Raw genomic sequence first — 19724 nt, forward strand, 5'->3', positions numbered from 1 at the left:
CCGTACGGCCTCTGGAGGGCTCGTTCTAACGTCACCCTGATGAGGGAGGTCTGGTGACCGTAGGCACCCGCCCGAGAGCGCGCCGATCCCCGGCTCGTTCTACTGGGGCGACCCTAGACCGTACGTACGTGCCCGGCGCGGCCAGCATGGCCGTGCGACCCGCGCTGGAGACGCCACGACGCCCGGCCCGGGTGCTCGCGGCGTTCCCCGCCGCGGTCTACCTGGAACTGAGGACGGAGGTCGAGCCGCATGTCATCGCCCTGGTGACCGGGGAGGCGACCCGGTTGCCCAACGCCGTCGTGCTGACCGATCCGCTGGACGGGTTCGCCGCCGGGGACGAGGCCTGGGTGGGCGACGGGTTCATCGAGGTGGGCGGCCTGGCCATCCGGATCCGCCGCTGGTGGGATCCGGCTCCGGCGCTGCCCCGGACGGACCTGGGCAGGCTGGCCGAGTCGCTGGCCCAGCTGGGTGAGATCTGCGACGCGTCCGCGCGGCGCCCCGGGCTGACCGGCGGCGCGTGCGAGCTGCTCGCCGACGGCTGCCATTCCGGGTCGCTGGTGAACGCGGTGACCTCGGCCGAGCAGCTGATGGGCCTGGGCCCTGGGCTGACCCCGAGCGGCGACGACATGCTGGCCGGGCTGCTGGTGGCGCTGCGCCAGCTGGGCGCGGCGGCGGGCGTGGACCGGGCGGTCTGGCTGGCCGGGTGGCTGGCGGCGGCCGTCACGTTCGACGCCAGGACGCGGACCACGCCGATCTCGGCCACCCTGCTGGACTGCGCGGCGCGCGGCGAGGCGAGCATGGAGGTGCTGGCCGTGCTGCGCGCGCTGGCGGGCGGGCAGCCGATCGAGCCGTCGCTGCACCGGCTGCTGCATCTGGGTCACACCTCGGGCGCGGATCTCGCCTGGGGCGTACGCACCGGGTTGTCGGCCGTCCTTCACCTGTCCAACTATTAACCAGAAACCCGTCCCATAGACAGCCGCATAGCCTCCGACCAGGCGATTCACCGCCGCGGCTGTCCAGATCACGACTTTCTAATTAATAACTGGGGGCGTTCGTGAATCTCGTCGAAGTGCGTAGCGGGGTCTACCACGATTCGGTCAGCCTGATGCGGGTCAGCCAGGCGCTGGCCAGCCGGGCCGGGGTGTCGGTCGCGATCGTGGCGATGGCGACCGAGCTGAACGTGGACCTGGCCAGGGAGGCGGGCTTCGACGTGCCCCCGGCGACGCCGGGGGATCTGCTGGTGGCGGTCCGGGCGGATTCCGCCGAGGAGCTGGCGGCGGCTTCTGACGAGTTGGGGCGGCAGCTGTCCGCGCGGGCCTCCTCGGAGGGCGCGCGGGAGATCGCGCCGCCGCGGACCACCAGGACGGCGGCCCGCAGGGCGGAGAGCGCGAGCGTGGTGCTGGTCAGCGTGCCGGGGGAACACGCGTTCGCCGAGGCGATGGACGCGGTGGACGCCGGGCTGTCAGTGATGATCTTCAGTGACAACGTGCCGGTGGAGCGGGAGGTGCTGCTCAAGGAGCGGGCCGAGGCGGCCGGGGTGCTGGTGATGGGGCCCGACTGCGGGACCGCCGTGGTGGGCGGGGCGGGTCTCGGCTTCGCCAACGTGCTGCGGCCGGGGCCGGTCGGGATCGTGGCCGCGTCGGGGACGGGGGCGCAGCAGGTGTCCAGCCTGCTGGATCTGGCCGGGGTGGGGGTCAGCCATCTGCTCGGTGTGGGCGGGCGGGATCTGTCGGCGGAGGTGGGCGGGCGGTCCACGCTGCGGGCGCTGGAGGCGCTGGACCAGGATCCGGCGACGGAGCTGATCGTGGTCATCTCCAAGCCCGCCGATCCTTCGGTCGCGGAGCAGGTGCGGGCGGCCGTGGAGCGGTCCGGAACGCCGGTCGTGATGGCGTTGCTCGGTCCAGGACAGGATGATCTGACGGCCGCCACGGAGAATGTGCTGGCGGCGCTCGGCAAGGAAGTCCCGGTTTGGCCTAGCTGGGGGGAGGCCAGTACGCCTGGCAGTGCGGGGCCGCTGGTCGGCCTTTATTCGGGTGGCACGTTGTGCACCGAGGCGAAGCTGATCGCGGGTGGCGGGACATTCACCGACTTCGGCGATGACGAGTACACCCGGGGACGGGCTCATCCGATGATCGATCCAGCGCTGCGGCTGGAGGCGCTGGCCGCCGTGGAGTCCGGCGTGGTCTTGATGGACGTGGTTCTCGGCCACGGGTCCGATCCCGACCCGGCGGCCCGGCTGGCGCCCGCGCTCGCCGAGGCCAAAGCCCGGGGTGCTTCGGTCGTGGTCGCCCTGGTGGGGACCGAGGGCGATCCCCAGGACCTCCAGGCGCAGGCGGAACGCCTCGCCGCCGCCGGAGCCGCCGTGTTCACCTCCAACGCCGCCGCCGCCAGGCACGCGAGCATCCTCGCCGGTCTGACACCCGCCACAGCGGCCGCCGCGCGACCCGCCCCGCACGCGGGTTCCGGCGCGAACCCCGGACCTGAGCTGGCGTTGCTCGTCTCCGAGCCGCACGTGATCGCGGTGGGGACGTCCGTACTGGCCGAGGCGCTTGACCAGCAGGCGGTGCCGCACGCCGTGGTCGACTGGCGGCCCCCGCTGGCCGGGACCTCGGACGCGCTGAACCGGGTCCTCGCCGACCCACGCCGCGCCGCCGCCAACACCCGCGCCGCCGAACGGCTCCTTTCCGCCCGCCCGCAACTCGTCGGCGTACGCCGTGCGGGTGACGTCCTCGACCTGCCTCCCGGCACCTTCTTCCACGCCGGACCCCCGATCGAGTGGGAGCGCGCGTCCGGCCCGATGCGCGGCGCGCTGATGGGCGGCATGCTCTTCGAAGGCCTCGCCGCCTCCCCCGCCGAGGCCGAGGAGAAGCTCGCCACCGGCTCCATCCGGCTCGACTCCTGCCACCACCACCGCACGGTCGGCCCGATGGCGGGCGTGGTCAGCCCGTCCATGTGGATGCTGGAGGTGCACGACGCCGAACACGGCGGCACCGCGTACTGCTCGCTCAACGAGGGCCTCGGCAAGGTCCTCCGCTACGGCGCGTACGGGCCCGAGGTGGTCGAGCGGTTGCGCTGGATGGGCGAGGTGCTCGGGCCCGCCCTGCAGGCCGCCCTGGAGCTGGGCGGCCCCCTGGATCTGCGCAACCTGATCGCGCAGGCGCTGCAGATGGGCGACGAGCTGCACAACAGGAACCGGGCGGCCACCTCGCTGCTCGTCCGCGAACTCGCCCCCGCCATCGTGGACGCCGCGCCCGGCCAGGCCGGGGACGTGCTCCGCTTCATCAACGGCAACGATCACTTCTTCCTGAACGCGGGCATGGCCGCCGCGAAGGTCAGCGCCGACGCCGCCAGGGACGTGCCAGGCTCCAGCCTGGTCGTGGCGATGGCCAGGAACGGCACCGACTTCGGCATCCAGATCTCCGGCTGCGGCGACCGCTGGTTCACCGGCCCCGCGGGCGTGCCCGACGGCCTCTACCTCGGCCAGTACGGCCCCGCCGACGCCAACCCCGACATCGGCGACTCCACCATCACCGAGACGGTGGGCCTGGGCGGCTTCTCGATGGCCGCAGCGCCCGCGATCGTCCGGTTCGTGGGCGGGGACGTGGCGGACGCGGTGGCGGCCACCACCGCCATGTACGAGATCACCCTGGCCGAACATCCGACCTACCAGATTCCCGGGCTCGGCTTCCGCGGCACCCCCGTCGGCATCGACGTCACCCTGGTCGCCCGTACCGGCGTGCTTCCGGTCGTCAACACCGGCATCGCCGGGCGTGTGGCCGGAACAGGCCAGGTCGGAGCCGGTCTGGTGAGCCCTCCGCCGGAGGCGTTCGTGGCCGCGGCCAATGCGCTGGCCGGGGTCTTGACGGGCGAATGAATGCGCGTTGACCTCTGATTGACCTACTATCAGTCCCCAACCTCTCATTTCGCGCGGAGTTCTCGCGCGAACCAAACGAGGAGAATTGGGGATACTGCCTATGACAACCGACCGCCTCCTCGGTATGGTCCCCCCTATGCCGGAGGGTCAAGGCGGTGCCGGAGCCACTCCTGGAGGGGCGCCGGAAGGGCAGGGGCGACTGGTGGGCAGGCGATACCGCCTGCTTTCGCCCGTCGGCCGTGGCGGCATGGGCATGGTGTGGCACGCGCACGACGTCCTGCTGGACCGGGACGTGGCGGTCAAGGAGCTCATCCTGCCGTACGGTCTTGACGCCGCCGGCCGCCAGGTCGCCCATCGCCGGATGCTGCGCGAGGCGCGCTCCGCGGCCCGGCTGAGCCACCCGGGCATCGTCACCGTCCACGACGTCGTCGAGGAGGACGGGCGGCCCTGGATCGTCATGGAGCTGGTCCGGGCGTGGTCCCTTGAGCAGGCCGTACGGCAGAGCGGGCCGTTGCCGGTGAGCCAGGTGGCCGAGATCGGCATCCGGGTGCTGGACGCGCTCAGGCACGCGCACGCCGCCGGGATCCTGCATCGGGACGTCAAGCCCGGCAACGTGCTGCTGACCACCGACCGGGTGGTGCTGACCGACTTCGGCATCGCCGCCATCGAGGGCGATGTCACGATCACCCAGACCGGGTTGCTGATGGGGTCACCGGCGTACATTCCGCCGGAGCGGCTGCAGGGGCGCACGATCACGCACGCGGCCGATCTGTGGTCGTTCGGGGCCACGCTGTACGCGGCGGTGGAGGGGCGGCCGCCGTACGAAGGGCCGGACGCGGTGGCCGTGCTCGGCGCGGTGCTCACCCAGGAGCCGAACCGGCCGCAGCGCGCCGGGGTGCTGCTGCCTGTCATCGAGGGTCTGCTGCGCAAGAACCCCGCCGACCGGATTGGTGCCGCTCAGGTGGCCGACATGCTCGAACGGGTGCTGCTCGCGGTCGGCAACGGTTTGCGCGGCCAGTCCGGCATGCCGTCACCCGCGCCGGTCGAGGCGACCCCCATGCAGATGCTCCCGCCGCTGGACTCCCCGTCGGGCCCGCTCCCGTCGCGCATCATCGAAACCCCCTCGGGTCCGGTACGGGTTCCCTACACCAACCCGTCCGGCGGCTACGCGATGGCGTCCTTCCAGCCAGCCGCCTCCGACCCCCAGCTCCAGCCCCCGGGTGGCTACGACGCCCTGGCCAGCACGTCCGGATTGTTCAACGCACCTGGCACACCCGGCGCGGGGACTCCCGCTTCCGGCTTCCCCGCGCATAGTCCGGGCAGGCATGGCATGGACACCTCCGGTCCCGGCGCGTCCGGTCCTGGAACGTCCGGTCCTGGCGCATATGGTCCGGGCACTTCCGGCCCTGGCGGCTCTAGTCCTTACCCATTTGGTCCCGGCACCTCCAATCCTGGAGCCTCCGGTCCTGGCGCGTACGGTCCCGAGGGCACTGGCCCTGGCGCGTCTGGTTCTGGAGCCACCGGTTCCGGTTTCCTCACGTCCGGTACCAGTGCGCCCAACGAGGCGGCGAACCGTCCCGCTCCGCAGCGCGCGATGGGTGGGCAGTTCGGTGCGCCGGTGCACGACAGCGGCCCGGGCGCGGCGTTCTTCAACGCTCCGGGAGGCGGACCGCAGTCGACCGCGCCCCGGGACCCGATGTTCGATCCGCTGGACGCGCTGACCAGCCCGTCCGGGTCGACGCACGCGCCCGAGCGACCCACCGGCGGTGGCCGCTGGCCGACCCCCGGACCCGCCGACCTGCCCGGGCAGCTGGCCCGCGACCTGGCCCGCGATCTGGCGCTCGACCCCGACGACCCGTTCTCCACCGGAAGCGGGCGCTCCCGCTCCGCGGCGTCCACGACCGGGGAGCACGCCACCCGTACCGGCAGCCGCCGCCGCAGCAAGGACAACGACGACGACGCTCCCGGCCGCGGCGGCGCGATGGTCGTGGTGGCCGCGGTCGCCGTGATCGCGCTCATCGTGCTGGTGCTCCTGATCATGCTCCCCGGCGGAGACGACACACCGGACACCAGGGCCACCGTCAACAATCCCGCGCTGACCGCCCCCGGCTCCTCCGCCGCGGAATCCGGCGGCGCCGAGGCGCCGATCCCGAAGGGTTTCAAGCGCCAGACCCTCGGCGGCGTGACCGTGGCCGTCCCCCTCACCTGGAAAGTCACCGCCGAAGACGACGGCGTCCGCCTGGTCGGCCCGCCCGACAGCGCCCAGAGCGGCCTGATCGTGAAGATCCCCGACGGCAGCCTCAACGCCCTCCAGCAGGTCGCCAAGAAGGCCGCCGGCTTCGACGAGTACACCCAGGTCACCCTCGGCCCGGTCAGCTACCGCTGGCCCGCCGCCGAATGGGAGTACACCTACCGCGACGCCACCAACGTCACCATCCGCACCATCACCCGCTACATCCAAACCGACGACGAGTCCTACTCCCTCACCTTCACCGCCCCCGACTACGAATGGTCCGAAACCGCCGCCACCATCCGCCAGGTCCTCTGGACCACTTTCTCCCCCGCCTGACCTTTCCGACCTGTCACCTTGGCAGAACTCGATTGGTTGGCGACATGAGTCATGGCAAACTTCGCGCATGACATCAGCCCCCCACATCTCCGGCATACGTTCTGCGGCGATTGACCTGCGGGCGGTGCAGCGGCGGACTCTTGGTGTGCTCGCGCTGGCGCAGATCAGCAGTGGGGTGGGGGTGGCGGTGAGTGTCGCGCTCAGTTCGTTGTTCGTCGCCAAGTTGTCCGGATCGACCGCGATCAGCGGCCTGGCCGGGACGGCCACGGTTCTTGGTGCCGCCTTGCTGGCTTTGCCTACCGCCAGGACCACCGGGCGTAGCGGGCGTCGGGCGGGGCTCACTCTCGCGTACGGGTCGGCGGTCGCCGGGTGTCTCATCGCGGTCGTGGCGGTCGTCCTCAGTTCGTGGCCGTTACTGCTGGCGGCGCTGGTTCTGGTCGGCGGGGCGAGTGCCGGGAATCTCTCCGCCCGCTATTCGGCCACGGATCTGGCGCCGGAGGGGCACGCGGCTCGGCATCTTTCGCTCGTCGTCTGGTCGGCGACGTTCGGCACGGTGGCTGGACCCAATCTCGCGGAGCCCGCCGCCAATCTGGCCGAAGCACTCGATTTTCCCCGGGCGGCCGGACCTTTCGCGCTGGCCGGCATCACCTTCACCGTCGCGACCCTCATCATCAATCTCGGCCTACGCCCCGACCCACTCCTCCTGGCCCGGTCCGCTCACCGCTTCTCCGCTCCGGCCGACGCTGAACCCACCCTCGAAGGGAACAGCCCCCAAAGCGGAGCCTTTCCCGAAGCCGCTCCCCCTGGGCGAGCCGCCACTAGATCCGCTCCCCCGGCGAAGGCCGTTTCCGAAACCGTTCCCCAGGTGGGAGCCGTCTCCGGCACTGCTCCCCAAGGGAAGGCCGACGTTGAGGCGAAGGCATCGCTGGTGGATACGTTGCGCGATGCTTGGGGGACGATCCGGGCGATTCCGGCGGCTCGACAGGCGCTGGTGGCGATTGCGGTCAGTCACACCGCGATGGTCTCGATCATGTCGATGACGCCGGTTCACCTCGATCACGGCCACGCGGGGATCTCCGTGATCGGCATCGTGATCAGCCTGCACATCGCCGGAATGTACGTGCTCTCACCGGTTGTCGGCTGGCTGGCCGACCGTCTTGGCCGCTCCCCCGTCCTGATCGCCGGCATGGTCCTGCTCCTGATCTCGGCCGCGCTCGCGGGAACGGCGGGCTACGGAGTCCCGCAGATCTCCGCCGGATTGTTCGTCCTCGGGCTTGGCTGGTCCTGTGGCCTGGTCGCCGGTTCGGCCCTCTTGACCGAGTCGGTTCCGCTCGACCGCCGCCCGGCCGTGCAGGGCCTCTCCGACCTCACCATGAACGTCTGCGGCGCGACCGGCGCCCTCCTCGCCGGCGCCGTCGTCGGCACCACTTCCTTCGCGACCCTCACCACCGCTGTAGCGGTCATGGTCGCCCTCACCGCCCTAACCTTGATCCGCGGCCACCGAACCCCCGCAAATCCCGCCTAGCGCCATCTGGCGCCCGTCCAGCCCTATTCACCGTCCACGCACAGGAGACCGAACTCGCGGACAAGCACTCGCAGCCTCCTAGGTGGATGTCGTTGGCTTCGCCAGGAGGCCGTCGATGATGAGGGTGAGGATTCGTGCGGCTCTTGCCTCGCCGTCGCGGGCAGGATCGATCCGCCACAGCACGCTGAGCTGGAGCAGGACGTCTTCCGGGACGAGGTCGGGTTTGAGTGAGCCGGCGGCGCTTCCGGCGTTGAGCAGGACGGCGATGGCGTCGACGAAGGGCTGGTAGTACTCGTCGTCGAGGCCGCCGTTGGTCGCCGCGTGGACGACTTCGGCGACGCCGTACTTGAGGCGGCCGTAGCGGGCGACCTCCTCGAACCAGCGGCGGAGTGCCGCCAACGGGGGATGTGACTCCAGCAGCGTGGGAGCCAGGTCGATGAGCTGCTGGATGTCGTGGCGGTAGAGCTCGAGGATGAGGGATTCCCGGGTCGGAAAGTGGCGGTAAAGGGTTCCGATGCCTACGCCAGCCTGCTTGGCGATCGCGGTGAGGGACGCGCTGGTCGAGGCCGCCAGCGCGTCACGGGCGACGGTCAAGATCCGCTCCCGGTTGCCGAGGGCGTCCTTCCTGGTCGGCTTCGAGGGCAGCGAGTTCACGTGTCAGCCATCCGTCCCGTACGTCTTGCGAATCGGAGGGGCCTCCGTTACCGTGAATCCGTAATCGGAGGGGTCTCCGTTTCATTCTGGCACAACGCGCCCACCGCGGAGGACGATTCATGGCCGAATTGGTGCTGGTAACGGGAGGCAGCGGCTACGTCGCCGGCTGGTGCATCGCCGAACTCCTGAAACGCGGATACGACGTACGCACGACGGTGCGTGGCCCGGGCAAGGAGGAGGGCCTCACCCAGGCCGTATCGACCGTCGTCGACCCGGCCGGCCGGTTGACCTTCGCCGTCGCCGACCTCCTCGATGATGACGGCTGGGACGCCGCGGTCAAGGGCGTCGACCGTGTCCTGCACGTCGCGTCCCCCCTCGGAATCACCGCCGCGGATCCGGCCGCCATGATCGCCGCCGCCCGCGACGGCACCCTGCGCGTCCTGCGCGCCGCGACCGCGGCCGGGGTGAAACGCGTCGTGATGACCTCGGCCGCGAACACCGCCAGCCCCTCGTCGTACGCCACCGAAGGCACGACGGACGAGACACTGTGGACTGATCCCGACGACCCGGCACTGATCCCCTACCGGCGTTCGAAGACCCTCGCCGAACGTGCGGCCTGGGACTTCATGAGCGGCCGCGAAGGACCGACCGAGCTGACCACCGTGCTCCCCGGCGCGGTGTTCGGTCCCATCCTCAGCACGGGCACCATCGGTTCCGTCGGCATCGTCGGCCGCATGATCTCCGGCAGGATGCCCGGCGTCCCCAGGATCGGGCTCGAAATCGTGGACGTCCGCGACGTCGCCGACATTCACCTCCGGGCCATGACCGCGCCGGCCGCGGCGGGCGAGCGCTTCCTGGCCACCGGAGAGTTCACCTGGATGCGGGAGATGGCCCGCATCCTGCGCGACGGCCTGGGCTCGCACGGCCACAAGGTCTCCACCCGGCAGATCCCCGACTTCGCGGTCCGCCTCGCGGCCAGATTCCGCGACCCCTCGCTACGCGAGATCACCCCCTCGCTGGGCCGCCGCAACCGCCACAGCACCGACAAGGCCAGCCGCCTGCTCGGCTGGCGACCACGCCCCGCGAAGCAAACCGTCCTCGACTGTGCCCAGAGCCTCATCGCACACGGCGCGGCCTAGGAACCGTTTTAGAAGCCGGTTGCTGAATGAATCCCGATCCGAAAGCAATCCGTATACCTAGCGATTGATAAAGCTCCGCCGGGCAACGGTTGAGCCCTCGGTGGGGCACGGCCAAGAGAGATGGGTATCTCCACATGAGATTGCGAACATCCCGACGGAAGGCCCTGAACGGGTTCCTGGCGGCCGGGACGGTTGCCGCGCTCGTGGCTATGGGCACCCCTGCCATCGCCGACGATGTCGTGCTGTGGAACGGCTTCGGACGCGGTCGGACGGCCGGACGCGCCATCGACAAAGCGATCGACGACGTTGAAATCATGGCCAGTTCAGAAGGTCTCTTCCACTGCGAACTCTTCGAAGAGCCCGTGGTATGGCCGCCCGCGATCGGCGAGAGCTCCTTCACGGCCAGCGTGAACATGATCTGCGAGTGACCCCGCTGGCGCGCCCCAGTCCAGACAGGGCTGGGGCGCGCCTTTGAAATCACGTCAACTTGCTCCAGCGATCTGTCAGCAACGCGACTTCCGTGATCACCTCCACCGCCGCCGAAACCGGTCCGATCCTCCCCCGGAGGCCCTCCCGGCAGGGATTCTCTGCCCCGTCCCACAGCCCGCCCCACACGGTCACGGACCGCCGTCATTTCACGCCAAAACACCCGGTTCTAGGTCGGCGGGTGCGGTGGCGGAGAGGTAGGCCCCTCGTTTGGGTCGGACCGGGACGCCCTGTCGTGATTGCTCACGGTGGGTTCCCCGGCCCGCCCGCCGCACCCGGCCTGCGCGTCTTCACGCGCCAGGCGCTCCACATGCCTTGCCCGCTGGTCAGCCGCTTAGGGTGGCTGCCGGTGTCAGGGCCCAGGGAGTGGTGATCTTGTTGCCGCGCGATCTCCTTTGCCCCATCGTGGCACCATTCAGCGTCCCGCCCAGCCCTGTCGAGACGTCCGCGTGGCTATTTGGCGTCTGCGTAACAGGAGACGGCGATGGCTTCCATGGGGAAGCGGACGGGGGTTTCGCCGAAGAGGAGGCGGGTGGCTTCGTCGGCGGCGGCGGTGATGGCGGCCTGGACGGTGGTGGTTTGGGTGAGGGGGCAGTGGACCATGACCTCGTCGTGTTGGAAGAAGACGATTCTGGCGGGGTCGGGGAGGTGGTTGCGGAGGATGGCCATCAGGGTGGCGGCCCATTCGGCGGCGGTGGCCTGGACGACGAAGTTGCGGGTGAACCTGCCGCGGTCGCGGGCCGCGCGGGTGCCCTCGGGGCCGGAGACGAGTTCGCGCCAGCGCGCGGACGGGGGCGGCGAGGTGCGGCCCAGCCAGGATCGCACCAGGCGGCCCTCCTCACCGGCGCGGGCGGCGTCTTCGACGAAGGCGTACGCCTGGGGGAAACGTTGCCGCATCACCGCCAGCAGTTTGGGGGCGTCGCCGCTGGTCCCGCCATACATGGCGGAGAGCATGGCGATCTTGGCGGCGTCGCGCTGGCCGCCGAAGGCCTTGGCCAGCGCGGCGTAGAGATCGATCTCCCCGGCCGCCCTGGCGAGCCCGCCGTCCCCGGCCATGGCGGCGAGCACTCTCGGCTCCAGCTGCGCGGCGTCGGCCACCACCAGGGTCCAGCCCTCGTCGGCGACGATGGCCCGGCGCATCAGTTTCGGAATCTGCAACGCCCCTCCGCCGCTGGTCGCCCACCGCCCGCTGACCACACCGCCGACCACATATTCGGCCCGGAACCGATCCCCCTTCACCCACTGATCAGCCCAGACCCACCCGTGAAAGCTGTAGAGCCGAGCCAGCTCCTTGTACGCCAAGAGTGGTTTCACGCCCGGATGATCAACCTGCTTGAGCACCCAGGACCGCGTGGACGCCACCGTCACCCCCGCCGCCTTGAACGCCTTCACGATCTGCTGTGGCGAATCCGGATTGACCGGCTGCCCGAACGCCGCCGCCACCTCATCGGCCAGTGCCTGCAACTTCGACGGCCGCATCCCGTGCGCCGGCCGGGCCCCCAGCAGCTCGGTCAGCAACGCGTCATGCACGGACTCGCGCCATGGCATCCCGAAGAACCCCATCTCCGCCGCGATCAACGCCCCCGCCGACTCCGCGGCCACCAGCAACCGGAACCGCCCCGGCTCCGCCAGCCGCCCGATCCGCCCAAGCTGATCCCGATAGACCTCCGCCACCAGCTCGGCCTCGTCCACCCCGAACCCGGTCTCCCGAGGCTCAGCCTCGAACAGGATCCCCTGACCTCCCTCGGCCACCGCCTCCCGATCCTCCGGCACGGGCAGCCCATGCAACCGCGCATAAGCCGCCTCAGCCGACCGTGGCTCCCCGAACCGCCCCTCAGCCCCCAGCAACAACCCCTCGGTCAGCGCGACATCATGACACCGCCCAACCCGCACCCCTCGGGCCAGAATCCCCGGATAAACCCTCCGCGCATCCCCCCAAACCCACCGAACCCCACCGGCCCCCCGCTGCCCGACCCCTCCAGCGTCGGCACCCAACTCCACGCCGCCCTGGGAAATCCCCCCACCACCAAGTCCGAGTTCCCGCGCAGCCCTCTCCCGGGGAGCACCCAGCCCCGCAATCCCCTCCCGGGGAGCACCCAATCCCGCAACCCCCTTGCGGAGATCACCCGGCCCTGCAACACCCTCGCGGGGAACACCCAACCCCGGAACCGGCTCCACGGAATCACCCGGGTTGCGATCTCCTCTGGGCCACGCGCGGATCGCCTCGGCCAGATCCGGGACACGTGTGGCGGCGCCGCCCTCAGGCCGGATGGTCCCCCCTGGGCCCTCCGGGTCTCCCGCCACCACCACGTACATGACTCCAGAGTGCCAGGTGGCACCGACAATCCACCGATGATCATCAGCCCACCCAGCGGACGGCGGAACGGATCGTGGTTACCGCAGGGCACCTGCGAGTAGGACGGCTGCGAGAAGAAACAGGACGCTCGTGGGGTAGGAGACCTGTGGGTAGAAACAGGACGCTCGTGGGGTAGGAGACCTGTGGGAAGAAACAGAACGCCTGTGGGAAGAGAATCGGGGACAGGGAAGGCTTATGACCGGGGCGATCGACCAGGCGATAGCGGCCGTGCGAGCCGGGGGCGGCACCGCGCTGGATCTGTCCGGACTCCGGTTCCGCAAACTACGCGAATCTGTGCGTGATCTCACCACGCTGACCCGTCTGGACCTGTCCTCCAACCAGCTCTCCATGCTCCCGGACTGGATCGGCGAGCTCACCGCCCTGACCGAACTCGACCTCCGCGGCAACGCGCTCACCGAACTGCCGCAGACCATCGGGAACCTCACCGCCCTCACCCGGCTCGACCTGCGGGACAACCGGCTGACCGGCCTCCCGGACTCGATCGGGAGCCTGCGCTCTCTCACCGTTCTGGACGCGGCACGCAACAAGCTGACCGCGCTGCCCGACTCGATCGGCGAGCTGACCGCGCTCACCAAACTCGACCTGTGGTCCTGCGATCTCCAAGAGCTCCCCGACTCGATCGGAAAGCTGATCGCCCTCACCGAACTCGATGTGGCGAACAACCAGCTGACCGGACTACCGGACACCATCGGAAACCTGACCTCCCTCAGGAAGCTCAGCGCCTACCGCAACAAGCTGCGCCGGTTGCCGGACTCGATCGGAAGCATCACCTCCCTCACCCGTCTCGAGCTGAGCCTGAACGAGTTGACCGAACTGCCCGAGTCGATCGCGGGCCGCACCGGCCTCGACGTGGGCGGCAACGCGATCGCCGGATACTAAGCCCGTACCAAGACAGCCGAGATAGCCGCCGACCAGGTGACTAGATCACCAGGCGGGCTCTCCTCAGGCCACGGGGAGAGGGATCTTGATTTCGTCTTCCAAGGGTGGGTTGAGTTCCTGGGCGAGGCAGCCGGTGGCGGCGAAGCAGCGGATGCGGAGTTCGTCGCCAGCGATGGACAGGTGGAGGAAGCTTTTGAAGAAGGGTGGGGTGTCCCAGTCGGAGAGTTCGGAGATCCAGCGGTGGAAGAAGCGGCCGACGGGGAGGCTGAGGGGGAAGGGCCAGGCGCCGAGGATGCGGGCGGCCCACTTCATGCGGCTGGTGATGGGGACGGGCTCGGTCATGTCGCGGGGCGGGGTGTTGCCGACGCGTTGGGACATCAGGGCCAGGCCCTGGTCAGGAGTGAGGTAGAGCCATTTCATCCGTAAGCGGCGGCTGTAGAGCAGGCTGTAGAAGGAGAGCGAGTCGCCGCGCAGGGGGTAGCACTTGAAGGCGTCCTCGGGGACGCGGGTGACCCGGGGGATGGTGTGGGTGGCGTGCATGAACGCGCCGCCGCCGCCCGCGACCAGGTACTGGATGACGCGGTCGCCGACCTTGACCGGGAACCGCTGGTAGTTGTGCACGTCGCCGCCGATGGCGGCCAGGTAGTTGTGCTGCGGAGCGGTGACGATCTCGTCCACGGTGCCGCCGCCCTCGATGGGGCAGGGCTTGTAGTCGTCACGGACGTAGATGGGCTTGCCGGTGATGAGGATCTTGGGGCGCGGGTCGGCGGAGACGTGGCGCAGCCATTCGCCCTGCTCGCGGTCGAGGGTGCCGCGGATGCCGGTGTCGATGCCGACGACCAGGAGGCGGCCGAGGTCGAGCACCCAGTACGGCGCCGGTTGCACCGCCTGCTGGGACGGCCGCCCGCGCAGCTTCCAGGCTTCCGCCAGGGCGGGTTCGTCGATCGCCTCAGGCTTCTTCCAGAGCAGACCGCGCAGCCCGGCCGGGGACAGCCGGAAACCCTCCCGCTGCACCTGCAGCGGCTTGGACCCGCAGAACACCCGCATGAACCCGCCGAGCCCGTCATACCAGTCGTGGTTGCCGGGGATGGCGTAGATGGGAGCGTCGTAGTCCTTGAACGGGCGGAAGAACTTGTCGCAGTAGTCGCTCGCCGCGCCGGTCGGGTAGATGACGTCGCTGGCGATGACCGCGAACGAGGTGTCCGCGCCGAGTTTCAGCAGGCCGGGCACGACCGCGTACTGCGAGGCGTCGCCTTCGCCGGTGTCGCCGATGACCAGGAAGGAGAAGTCCTGGCCGACCTCGCGCGTGATCCGGAAGTCGGGGTCGGCGCCGTTCTCCCGCTGGGAGGCCACCCAGCGGCGCCGTACCTCAGCGGAGGGGTCGCCGAAGAGCCCGGCCAGGATCTCGTTCCTGGAGCGCCACAGCGTGCGCGGGTTGAGCCAGGTGAAGGTGTCCTTGCTGGGGCGCAGCGCCTCGAAGGTGCCGATCTGCTGACCGTCCCAGCCCGCGCCCTCCTCGGACACCCGGGACGAACCCTGTTTCCCCCGCGCCGCCGCGACGTCGACCGTGACCATGAACCAATCTTGGCCCTTCCTAGGGGATCAGGACACCCGGGTTGAGAATCCCGTAAGGATCGAGTCGCCCCTTGATCGCGCGGACGATCTCCACGCCGAGGTCGCCGATCTCGCTGGCGTAGGCGGCCCGGTGGTCGCGGCCGACGCCGTGGTGGTGGGAGATGGTGCCGCCGGTGAGGACGATGGCCTTGTTGACGGCCTTCTTGGCACGGTCCCACTGAGCGAGAGGGTCGTCGTCTTGGGCCGCGACCACGGTGAAGTAGAGGGACGCGCCGGTGGCGTACACGTGGGAGACGTGGCACATCACCAGGGGGTCGTCGAGCGTGGCGCGTAGCGCGAGCCGTACGGCGTCGTAGAGGCGTGGTAAGTCCGCCCAGAAGCCCGCGGTCTCCAAAGTCTCCACGGTGGCCCCAGCGGCCAGCAGGGAATCGCGCAGGTATGGCGCGGCGTAACGGCCCTCGTTCCACCGGTCGCCGGGTTCGGTACCCCGATATGTCCCACCAAGTTCGGACAGGATCGCGGCCACGGCCTCGCGCCGGTGAGCCACGTCATCCTCCGAGCCCTCGAATCCGGTGATCATCGCGCAACCCGCCTCGGCCAGGGTGCCGAGTTCGGCGGGGCGGGAGAGCCCGATCATGCTCTCCGTCTCGTCGGCGAGCCGGAACACCGTGGGCAGCGGGCCTTCCTGGGCGATCCGCCGCATCGCCGCCTGACCCGCCGTGAACGAGTCGAACCGCCAGCCTTCGTACACTTTGGCCCGCGGCGCGGTCCTGACCCGCAGCTGGAGGGCGGTGATCACGCCGAACGCGCCCTCGGAGCCGAGGATGACCTGGCGCAGGTCAGGGCCCGCCGCCGACTTGGGGGCCCGGCCGAGTTCGAGGGTGCCGCGCGGGGTGGCCACGGTGAGGCCGACCACCATGTCGTCGAAGCGGCCGTACCCGGCGGAGGCCTGGCCGGAGGAGCGGGCGGCGGCGAAACCGCCGAGGGTGGCGTACTCGAAGGACTGCGGGAAGTGGCCCAGGGTGAGCTCGTGCCTGGCCAGGATCTGCTCGGCCTGGGGGGCGCGCAGGCCGGGCTCGAACTCGGCGATCATGGACACCTTGTCCATGGAGAGCACCCGGTTGAGCCGGGCCAGGTCGAGGGCGATCACGCCGGTGAAGTTGGCCCGGGAGGCGACCAGGCCGCCGACCACGGAGGTGCCGCCGCCGAACGGGACCACCGCCACCCGGTGCTCGGCGCAGAGCTTGAGCAGGTCCAGGATCTCGCTGTGCGAGCCGGGCAGCACGACCGCGTCAGGCGCGTCCAAGCCGTCGCCGGCGCGCATCCGGAGCAGGTCGGGGGTGGACTTGCCGCGGGTGTGCCGGATCCTGGCGTCCTCGTCGCAGCGCACGTGCTCGTCACCGACCAGGGTGCTCAGCCGGGTCATGACCGGCGCGGGGAGCGCCGAGATGGGCAGTTCGACCTCGCCGAAGCTGGCGGGCGGGTTCTCGGGGTCGGTGACGCCCAGCAGGTCGCCGAGGAGCTTGCGGACCTTCGGCGGCAGCTCCCGCGCCTTCGCCGGATCCCCCCATCCCGACCAGAGCATGGGTTCTGTGGCGGAGCTCGGAGTTTCCACGGGGTCCGGCCTTTCGATTAGGTTACCAAAGAGTAATACGCGCGATTGAGGGATGACCATGAACTCGCCGGACTCCTCGCTCAACGCCGCCCGCCGCGCCAGGGAACTGCTGGAGGTGCGGGAGCGGGTGGTGGACGTGCTCGTGGTCGGCCTCGGCGCGACCGGGGCGGGCGTGGCGCTGGACGCGGCCTCGCGCGGGCTCTCCGTGGCCGCCGTCGACGCGTACGACCTGGCGTTCGGCACTTCCCGATGGAGCTCGAAACTGATCCACGGCGGGCTGCGCTATCTGGCCAAGGGGCAGGTCGGGATCGCCAGGGAGAGCGCGGCCGAGCGCGGCATCCTGCTCCGGCACACGGCCCCGCACCTGGTGCAGGCCCATCCGTACCTGCTGCCGCTGACCGGGGACGTGTCCCGGGTCCAGGCCCGGCTGGCGATGACCGGCTACCGGCTCGGCGACGCGCTGCGCGTGACGGCGGGCACGCCGCGGCGGCTGCTGCCGGGTCCGGCTCGGATCCCCGCCGGGCGGGCGCTGGATCTGGTGCCCGCGCTCGACCCCAAGAACCTGCGCGGGGCGCTGCTGTCCTGGGACGGGCGGGTGGCCGACGACGCGCGGCTGGTGCTCGCGATCGCCAGGACCGCCGCCGCGCACGGCGCGCGCGTCCTGACCCGCTGCCGCGCGCTCGCGCTGAGCGGGGACGGCGGGCAGGTACGCGACGAGCTCACCGGCCAGGAGTTCACCATCCGGGCCAAGGCGGTCGTCAACGCCACCGGCGTCTGGGCGGGCGGCCTGGTGCCCGGCGTGGAGCTGCGGCCGTCCCGGGGCACCCACCTGGTCCTGCGCCCGGGCACGCTGGGCACGCTCAGAGCGGGCCTGCACATCCCGATCCCTGGAGCGGGCAACCGTTTCGCCTTGGTCCTCCCGCAACTCGACGGGCGCGTCTACGTGGGCCTCACCGACGAGCCGCTAGACGGACCCGTCCCCGAGATCCCGGAAGCCCCCGAGAGCGACGTGAAGTTCCTCCTAGAGGTCCTGGGCTCGGTCCTGGCCGAGCCGCTGCGCCGGGACCAGGTGGCGGGCGCGTACGCGGGCCTGCGCCCCCTCCTGGCCGCCGGCGGCGGCACGGCCGACCTGTCCCGGCGGCACGCGGTGCTGCACTCCCCCGACGGCGTGGTGACCGTGGTCGGCGGCAAGCTCACCACCTACCGCCGGATGGCCGAGGACGCCGTCGACGCCACCGGCCTGCCCGCGCCGCGCAGCAGGACCGCCCGGCTGCCCCTGGTCGGCGCGACCCAGCGCGGCGACGGCGCCCCGCTCCGGCTGGTGCGGCGGTACGGGTCGGAGGCGACAGCCGTACAGGACCTGATGGCGCGGGAGCCCGAGCTGGCCCGGCCGGTGGTCGAGGGCCTGGCGACCACGCGGGCCGAGCTGGTCTGGGCGGTCCGGCACGAGGGCGCCCTCGACCCGGATGACCTCCTGGATCGCCGGACCAGGATCGGCCTGATCCCCGAGGACCGGGCCGCCGCGCTACCCATTGCGGCGGCGGTCTTCGCCAGCGAGGATTAAAACCCCGGACCGGATCCCGGTATTCGGCAGGTTTGACAGGGCCCACTAAGGTTAGGATTACCTAATTCTGAACGTCGCGCACAGGGGGGCGAACCGGGCATGGCCAATGGGTGCGGGCATCCTGCCGCGCTGCACACCGGCGAAGCGCCCATCCTCGCGAGCGCGACGGTGGGCGCCCGGTTCTGGCTGCTCATCGAGCATTCCGGCCCCTGGGCGGCGTATCTGGACGAGTGCCGCCTGCCGGACAAGGTGCGGGCCCTGATCGACCGCGCGACCGCGCTCGGCGTGCGCCCCCAGCTCATTCGCAGGACCGGCCGCCGCAACGGTTCCGGCGGCCCGCTGCACGTTTTCGCGGGCTCCGCGGTCGGTGCCGAGCCCTGGCTGGCCGAGGGCCATTTCGACGACCCGGACGATCTTGACCTGGACGCACTCGTGCACGGAGTGGTTCCAGAGTCCTGCATACTTGTCAGTGAGCCGGTATTTCTGGTCTGCACGCACGCCAAGCGCAACGCGTGCTGTGCCCGCATTGGACTGCCGCTCGCGAGATTTCTCGACGAGCAACTACCCGGCCAGGTGTGGGAAACCACACATGTTGGCGGCGATCGATACGCCGCTAACCTCGTGTGCTTGCCACACGGGCTTTACTACGGCAGCATGTCTCAGGCTGCTGCGATCGCGGCGGCAAACGCGTACCGGCACGGCGAGGTCGTCCTCGACCGCTTCCGGGGGCGCGCGGGTATCCCTGAGCCATCGCAAGCCGCCGAGCATTTTGTCCGGTCCCACACGGGCGAGCTCTCGGTCGGCGCAGTGGCCGTGGAATCCTCCCGGTCGAATGGCGACACCACGGTGTGCATTGTTGTTCACAATGCCCCCGCTGGATCGTCGCGATTTCGGGTAGTGGTCGAACCTGCGGTGTTCGCGGCACCGTGTGGTCTCGCCTGCGCCGAAGAGATCTCGACCTACAGGTTGGCCGAGCTGAGCTTGCTCACCCCGGCCTTGACCTGAGGCTTCGCCAGGAGCCGGGAACACCACGGGCAGTTATTGCGTTGGATGCAGGGACGCCATAAGCGTCCAATGCGGCACAAACTCTGAAATACCTCTCACCAAAGGTGGTTTCTCATGTCTCAGGTACGTCGGCAGCTCGCCCGCCCCCGCCCCAGTTGGGGTTGGCAGGATGATGCCGCGTGCCGGGGAGAGGACCTTGTGCTGTTCTTCGGCCCCGACGGCGAGCGTCAGCCGGAGCGTGACATCCGCGAGCGCAAGGCCAAGGCCATCTGCGCCGGTTGTCCGGTCCGTGCCGAGTGCCTCGACTACGCCCTGTCTAGGCCGGAGAAGTACGGCACGTGGGGCGGCCTGAACGAGGACGAGCGCGCCTCCGAGCGCCGTCGTCGGATGCGGCGCGCCGCGAGCGCCGGCATCAGCGCCGTCGCGTAAGAACCCCCGGGTCTTTCCACAACGGGTCCGCCC

14 protein-coding genes are annotated in these 19724 nt (G+C 70.3%); 10 read left to right on the plus strand and 4 right to left on the minus strand.

Annotation, left to right across the window (positions count from 1 at the left end; all coding sequences use genetic code 11):
• Window positions 1–128 precede the first annotated feature (128 nt).
• The 4 genes from ABGB08_RS21100 (at window position 129) to ABGB08_RS21115 (ending at window position 7968) form a co-directional block, all read left to right on the plus strand.
• Window positions 129–953, plus strand: coding sequence for a DUF2877 domain-containing protein (locus tag ABGB08_RS21100; protein WP_347592785.1), 825 nt, complete (start codon window positions 129–131; stop codon window positions 951–953).
• Window positions 954–1054: 101 nt separating this feature from the next.
• Complete coding sequence (locus ABGB08_RS21105; protein ID WP_347592787.1) at window positions 1055–3874, plus strand: DUF1116 domain-containing protein; 2820 nt, start codon at window positions 1055–1057, stop codon at window positions 3872–3874.
• 136 nt (window positions 3875–4010) lie between these two features.
• Window positions 4011–6443, plus strand: coding sequence for a protein kinase (locus ABGB08_RS21110; protein WP_347592789.1), 2433 nt, complete (start codon window positions 4011–4013; stop codon window positions 6441–6443).
• 67 nt (window positions 6444–6510) lie between these two features.
• A complete protein-coding gene (locus ABGB08_RS21115; protein WP_347592791.1) occupies window positions 6511–7968 on the plus strand; it encodes an MFS transporter in 1458 nt (485 codons plus the stop codon).
• Between the two features lie 78 nt (window positions 7969–8046).
• On the opposite strand, the gene ABGB08_RS21120 is transcribed toward ABGB08_RS21115, so the two are convergent.
• Window positions 8047–8622 (minus strand): TetR/AcrR family transcriptional regulator, encoded by a 576-nt coding sequence (locus tag ABGB08_RS21120; RefSeq protein ID WP_347592793.1) that lies wholly within the window; start codon window positions 8620–8622, stop codon window positions 8047–8049.
• A gap of 119 nt (window positions 8623–8741) precedes the next feature.
• On the opposite strand from ABGB08_RS21120, the gene ABGB08_RS21125 reads away from it, so the two are divergent.
• Together ABGB08_RS21125 and ABGB08_RS21130 are read left to right on the plus strand one after the other, a co-directional pair.
• Window positions 8742–9761 (plus strand): NAD-dependent epimerase/dehydratase family protein, encoded by a 1020-nt coding sequence (locus ABGB08_RS21125; RefSeq protein ID WP_347592795.1) that lies wholly within the window; start codon window positions 8742–8744, stop codon window positions 9759–9761.
• Between the two features lie 209 nt (window positions 9762–9970).
• On the plus strand, window positions 9971–10189 hold the full coding sequence (locus ABGB08_RS21130) for a hypothetical protein (RefSeq protein WP_347592797.1): 219 nt from the start codon (window positions 9971–9973) through the stop codon (window positions 10187–10189).
• Window positions 10190–10700: 511 nt separating this feature from the next.
• Here ABGB08_RS21130 and ABGB08_RS21135 read toward each other — a convergent pair.
• Window positions 10701–12563: a bifunctional 3'-5' exonuclease/DNA polymerase gene (locus ABGB08_RS21135; RefSeq protein WP_347592799.1), complete on the minus strand. Its 1863-nt coding sequence runs from the start codon at window positions 12561–12563 to the stop codon at window positions 10701–10703.
• Between the two features lie 235 nt (window positions 12564–12798).
• On the opposite strand from ABGB08_RS21135, the gene ABGB08_RS21140 reads away from it, so the two are divergent.
• Window positions 12799–13503, plus strand: coding sequence for a leucine-rich repeat domain-containing protein (locus tag ABGB08_RS21140; protein WP_347592801.1), 705 nt, complete (start codon window positions 12799–12801; stop codon window positions 13501–13503).
• Between the two features lie 63 nt (window positions 13504–13566).
• Here ABGB08_RS21140 and ABGB08_RS21145 read toward each other — a convergent pair whose 3' ends face one another.
• Together ABGB08_RS21145 and ABGB08_RS21150 are read right to left on the minus strand one after the other, a co-directional pair.
• Window positions 13567–15078 carry a metallophosphoesterase gene (locus tag ABGB08_RS21145; protein ID WP_347592803.1) on the minus strand — a complete coding sequence of 504 codons (1512 nt, stop codon included), beginning with the start codon at window positions 15076–15078 and terminating at the stop codon, window positions 13567–13569.
• A gap of 19 nt (window positions 15079–15097) precedes the next feature.
• Complete coding sequence (locus ABGB08_RS21150; protein ID WP_347592880.1) at window positions 15098–16663, minus strand: FAD-binding oxidoreductase; 1566 nt, start codon at window positions 16661–16663, stop codon at window positions 15098–15100.
• An 82-nt stretch (window positions 16664–16745) separates the two neighbouring features.
• Between ABGB08_RS21150 and ABGB08_RS21155 the strand changes: the two genes are divergently transcribed.
• From ABGB08_RS21155 to ABGB08_RS21165, 3 genes are all read left to right on the plus strand, one after another.
• The gene (locus ABGB08_RS21155; RefSeq protein WP_347592805.1) at window positions 16746–18257 is read left to right on the plus strand and encodes a glycerol-3-phosphate dehydrogenase/oxidase; all 1512 of its coding nucleotides are present in this window, start codon (window positions 16746–16748) and stop codon (window positions 18255–18257) included.
• A 99-nt stretch (window positions 18258–18356) separates the two neighbouring features.
• Window positions 18357–19262, plus strand: coding sequence for a sucrase ferredoxin (locus ABGB08_RS21160; RefSeq protein ID WP_347592807.1), 906 nt, complete (start codon window positions 18357–18359; stop codon window positions 19260–19262).
• A gap of 114 nt (window positions 19263–19376) precedes the next feature.
• Window positions 19377–19691, plus strand: a complete 315-nt coding sequence (locus ABGB08_RS21165) for a WhiB family transcriptional regulator (protein WP_081898622.1) — start codon at window positions 19377–19379, stop codon at window positions 19689–19691.
• Window positions 19692–19724 lie beyond the last annotated feature (33 nt).

Source organism: Acrocarpospora sp. B8E8 (assembly GCF_039871605.1).
In the GTDB taxonomy this organism is placed as follows: Bacteria; Actinomycetota; Actinomycetes; order Streptosporangiales; family Streptosporangiaceae; genus Acrocarpospora; species Acrocarpospora macrocephala.

Coding starts and splice junctions, on each gene's coding strand:
- ABGB08_RS21115 (WP_347592791.1), top strand. CDS start 6,511: ATGACATCAGCCCCCCACATCTCCGGCATACGTTCTGCGGCGATTGAC.
- ABGB08_RS21150 (WP_347592880.1), bottom strand. CDS start 16,663: ATGCTCTGGTCGGGATGGGGGGATCCGGCGAAGGCGCGGGAGCTGCCG.
- ABGB08_RS21160 (WP_347592807.1), top strand. CDS start 18,357: ATGGCCAATGGGTGCGGGCATCCTGCCGCGCTGCACACCGGCGAAGCG.
- ABGB08_RS21125 (WP_347592795.1), top strand. CDS start 8,742: ATGGCCGAATTGGTGCTGGTAACGGGAGGCAGCGGCTACGTCGCCGGC.
- ABGB08_RS21135 (WP_347592799.1), bottom strand. CDS start 12,563: ATGTACGTGGTGGTGGCGGGAGACCCGGAGGGCCCAGGGGGGACCATC.
- ABGB08_RS21165 (WP_081898622.1), top strand. CDS start 19,377: ATGTCTCAGGTACGTCGGCAGCTCGCCCGCCCCCGCCCCAGTTGGGGT.
- ABGB08_RS21155 (WP_347592805.1), top strand. CDS start 16,746: ATGACCATGAACTCGCCGGACTCCTCGCTCAACGCCGCCCGCCGCGCC.
- ABGB08_RS21110 (WP_347592789.1), top strand. CDS start 4,011: ATGCCGGAGGGTCAAGGCGGTGCCGGAGCCACTCCTGGAGGGGCGCCG.
- ABGB08_RS21145 (WP_347592803.1), bottom strand. CDS start 15,078: ATGGTCACGGTCGACGTCGCGGCGGCGCGGGGGAAACAGGGTTCGTCC.
- ABGB08_RS21130 (WP_347592797.1), top strand. CDS start 9,971: ATGGGCACCCCTGCCATCGCCGACGATGTCGTGCTGTGGAACGGCTTC.
- ABGB08_RS21140 (WP_347592801.1), top strand. CDS start 12,799: ATGACCGGGGCGATCGACCAGGCGATAGCGGCCGTGCGAGCCGGGGGC.